Origin of the sequence: Rhodanobacter sp. T12-5 (assembly GCF_008329435.1) — a bacterium.
Classification (GTDB): Bacteria; Pseudomonadota; Gammaproteobacteria; order Xanthomonadales; family Rhodanobacteraceae; genus Rhodanobacter.
Genome location: NZ_NPKN01000016.1, coordinates 1 through 3,471, shown reverse-complemented (window position 1 = coordinate 3,471; position 3,471 = coordinate 1). Strand labels below are relative to the sequence as shown.

Genomic DNA, 3,471 nt, shown 5'->3' with positions numbered 1-3,471 from the left:
GCATGGTGTGGTCTCCTCTGGCTTCGTAACCCGTGAGGAATGACCGCATCATGCGCGCACTGTTCCTTCAGTCTTCACGCAAGGTGTTGATTGAACGAGGGGATTCGTGGGGAAACCTCAGGGTCAGAATGCACTTCTTTGGGCTCGCCGCTTCGGAATTAAAGGGGACGTGGCTAATTAAATTCCAAAACAGGGTCACCATTTCGCCGCCCCGTCCCCTTTGATTGGGTTTCAATGGAGTTTTCGAAAGATGCGGAGCGAAGCGATGGATGTTAGCCGATACCGTGGCACGAACCGGCGATGCCGGGTGGCGATGGGTGGCGGCCGGCATGTCGCCATGCTCGCCATGCTGGTGGCGGGCGGGCTTGGCCTCGCCGCGCCGGCGCGAGCCGACAACCCCGGCTATGACCGTCCCGGCCTCGGCTTCACGCCCGCCGCGCTGGGCGCTGGCGAGCTGACGGTCGAACAGGGCCTGCCCACCTGGACACGTGACCGACAGGATGGCCAGACCACCTCCCAGTACACCGCTGACAGCCTGCTGCGGCTGGGCCTGGGCGACTCGCTGGAGCTGCAGTTCGGCGGATCGCTGTACAACCGCCTGCGCGAAACCGGACCCGGCACCGATCAACGCCACGAGGGCCGCGGCGACAGCAGCGTGGCGCTGAAACTGGTGCTGCCCTCCGCACGCGCATCCTTCAGCTGGGGGCTGCTGGGCAGCATGGAATTCACCGATGGCGAACCCGCGTTTCGCAACGCCGCGCGCCAATACCTGGTGGGGCTTGCGCTCAACCAGCAGCTCGATCCGGCCAACAGCGCAGGCATGTATCTGGAGGACGTGCGCACCGGCGGTCGCGACGCGTACACCGCTGCGATCAATGACAGCCATACCTTGAGCGGCGCATGGACGGTGTATGCCGAAGCAGCCTGGCAACGGCAGCCCGATCGCGGCGGCGGCCTGCTGGCCGGGGCGGGACTGGCCTGGCAGCCGAGCTCGCGCGTGCAGCTCGACGCGGGTTTTCGACACCGTCTGAGCGGCCAGGTGAGCGACTGGTGGGCAGGCCTGGGGGCGGCCGTGTATTTCGGCCACTGACCAGAAACAGGGGTCAGAGTGCACTTTTTAAGTCGACTCTGACCCGTGTTCTGGCGGTGCGGCTTGGTCGCCTTAACCTAGCCACTCACTGCTTGTCGGCGACCGCTACCATGGTCCGGCCCGATTCCAGGTCGTGGTTGGTGAACTTCGCGCTGTGGCCGTCCGCGGCGACTTCTATGACGTCGACGCCCGTTTTCTTGCCGTTGCGGTAATACGTTTCGCGCAAGCCGTTATGGCCGTCGCGTTCGACGGATACCGTGGTCCCGGTCACGCCTGATCCTTGCTTGAATGGCACGGCCTTGCCGTTGATGTTGGCGGTGTAAGAGTCCCCAGTGGGATCGCTGAAGCTGACCGTGTCCCCATCGATCTTGTATGTGGCAGTCAGCGCACTTGCTGATATGTCGCCGTAGTGGCCGAACTTCCATGTACCTGCGGCCGCATTCGATCCGGGCACACCCTTGGCTACGCGCTGCACCATCAGCTTGCCGGTGACGGGAGCGGCACCACTGGTGTCGGTAAACTGGTAGGTTCCGCTCTTGCCATCGGGTGCCACGCTGAAGGTGCCGGTTGTTACCACCTTGCCAGCCTTCTTCTCGGTTTCCTTGAAACTGTGGTCGTTGACGACCGCGACCGCGATCGTGTCGAAACCGGGATGTCCGGTGACTGCGTGATCCTCGCCATCGGCCTTGACCTTGATCGGCGGATGCGCGTTGTTCGCGTACACGCCGTCTTTCAGGCTGATGACAACCGGTTTACCGCTGCCCTTCATCGAGCTCACGTCGGTTTTCCAGGTTCCGTTCAATGAGCTTTGCGCCAAGGCGCACGCAGGGAGCGCCAACGCGAGCACGAAGCCCGCGGCCAGGAGCTTATTCATGACTGCATCCTCGATAAGGGGCATGTGTCAGATCACTGCATCCCGCCCCGTTGGGGTGTAGCCGGGTGAGGCTGCGCCCGACAGGGGTTATTAACGCGTGAGTGTGTTGTGCAAAACAGGGGTCAGATTGCACTTTCTCCTGTGCGGATTGCCAAAAATCGACTCTGGCCCCTATTTTCAGGGTGAAGATGAGCCACGACGCCTGGGTGCTGCCGTTGAGAGGGAGAGGACTGATGGACGCTAAGGCGGCAGCAGCTGACGGGTCGGTGCGGGAGGCGCTCTTGGAAAAAACGGGGTCAGGTCCACTTACAGGCGTTTGAAAGTGAGCACCAGAAAAGGTGCCAAGGACAATTCACGGCTAGCTGCCAGAGGGCGCAAATTGTCTCTGACGCCATTGTTCCGTGCGCGCTGACACCATCGCGGTGGACACGCGCTGTCGGGCGCTCCCGCCGGCGTCCCGACCGTCGCAGCCTCGCTCGCCCGGACGCCTATACTTCGCGCACCTCTCCGCGAACCTCCTCCATGCAACAGCGCATCGCCATCGCACTGGGCACACTGCTGGCGCTGGCGGCGATCCGCGCACACGCCGAGGACACCGGCTGGGCCACCACCACGCTCACCTATGACGGTGCCGCCATCGGCAACCTCGATGGCGGCGCGGCGCGCTCGTCCACTTACGTAGGCAACGCGCATCTGCGCAGCCTGCTCGACCTGGATCGCGCGCTCGGCTGGACCGGCACCCACGCCAGAGAGAAAACCGGGACGGAGGAAGTTAAATGACTTCATGCGCGATGTTTGCGCTTAACGTCCTCCGTCCCATTTTTCCGTCGATGAGCTACCCGACACCATGCAGCTTCGCGAAGCCCGCGTCGGTTCCAAAGTAGTAGTCAGTACCTTGCTGTCACCCGATCAGGTCAGTGCACAAGGTCTGAAAGCGTTGTACGCACAGCGCTGGAACGTCGAGCTGGATTTACGCAACATCAAGACCACCCTGGGTCTGGATCGACTGGTCTGCAAGACGCCGTCGATGAATGAAAAGCAGTGGTGTGTTGGCCTGCTTGCCTACAACCTCATCCGGTGGTTGATGCTGCGCTCAGCCACGCTGGCAGACGTCCTGCCGCGCCAACTGAGCTTCAAACACAGCTTGCAACTGTGGCTGGCATGGAGCCAACGCGGCTTGCCTCCTGACGAGGCACAGATCGAACGCTTGCTGGTCCTTATCGCGCAGCGCCGCGTTGGCCGAAGGCCTGGACGCATCGAACCCCGAGCCGTCAAACGAAGACCCAAACCGTTGCCGCTGCTTACTCAACCGCGCGCCATCGCACGCGAAAATACGGCGGTTTGGCCATCCAAAGAGGCTTAAGTAAGTGCCATTCGAACCTGACCCTGAGGTTTCCCCACGAATCCCCTCGTTCAATCAACACCTTGCGTGAAGACTGAAGGAACAGTGCGCGCATGATGCGGTCATTCCTCACGGGTTACGAAGCCAGAGGAGACCACACCATGC

General features: G+C 62.1%; 5 protein-coding genes. 3 read left to right on the top strand and 2 right to left on the bottom strand.

The genetic code is table 11. The features are described 5' to 3' along the window. Positions 1-67: 67 nt before the first annotated feature. Positions 68-331, bottom strand: a complete 264-nt coding sequence (locus CIW53_RS17565) for a hypothetical protein (protein ID WP_149366013.1) — start codon at positions 329-331, stop codon at positions 68-70. 6 nt (positions 332-337) lie between these two features. Here CIW53_RS17565 and CIW53_RS17560 point away from each other — a divergent pair, with 6 nt between their 5' ends. After that, on the top strand, positions 338-1,090 hold the full coding sequence (locus CIW53_RS17560) for a transporter (protein WP_149366012.1): 753 nt from the start codon (positions 338-340) through the stop codon (positions 1,088-1,090). Positions 1,091-1,175: 85 nt separating this feature from the next. On the opposite strand, the gene CIW53_RS17555 is transcribed toward CIW53_RS17560, so the two are convergent. Further along, positions 1,176-1,988 carry a hypothetical protein gene (locus CIW53_RS17555; RefSeq protein WP_149366011.1) on the bottom strand — a complete coding sequence of 271 codons (813 nt, stop codon included), beginning with the start codon at positions 1,986-1,988 and terminating at the stop codon, positions 1,176-1,178. A 498-nt stretch (positions 1,989-2,486) separates the two neighbouring features. Here CIW53_RS17555 and CIW53_RS17550 point away from each other — a divergent pair, with 498 nt between their 5' ends. Together CIW53_RS17550 and CIW53_RS17545 are read left to right on the top strand one after the other, a co-directional pair. Then, the gene (locus CIW53_RS17550) at positions 2,487-2,744 is read left to right on the top strand and encodes a hypothetical protein (RefSeq protein ID WP_149366010.1); all 258 of its coding nucleotides are present in this window, start codon (positions 2,487-2,489) and stop codon (positions 2,742-2,744) included. 67 nt (positions 2,745-2,811) lie between these two features. Then, a complete protein-coding gene (locus CIW53_RS17545) occupies positions 2,812-3,327 on the top strand; it encodes a transposase (RefSeq protein ID WP_149366009.1) in 516 nt (171 codons plus the stop codon). The last annotated feature ends 144 nt before the right edge of the window (positions 3,328-3,471 follow it).

Coding starts and splice junctions, on each gene's coding strand:
- CIW53_RS17565 (WP_149366013.1), bottom strand. CDS start 331: ATGCCGGCCGCCACCCATCGCCACCCGGCATCGCCGGTTCGTGCCACG.
- CIW53_RS17560 (WP_149366012.1), top strand. CDS start 338: ATGCTCGCCATGCTGGTGGCGGGCGGGCTTGGCCTCGCCGCGCCGGCG.
- CIW53_RS17555 (WP_149366011.1), bottom strand. CDS start 1,988: ATGCCCCTTATCGAGGATGCAGTCATGAATAAGCTCCTGGCCGCGGGC.
- CIW53_RS17550 (WP_149366010.1), top strand. CDS start 2,487: ATGCAACAGCGCATCGCCATCGCACTGGGCACACTGCTGGCGCTGGCG.
- CIW53_RS17545 (WP_149366009.1), top strand. CDS start 2,812: ATGCAGCTTCGCGAAGCCCGCGTCGGTTCCAAAGTAGTAGTCAGTACC.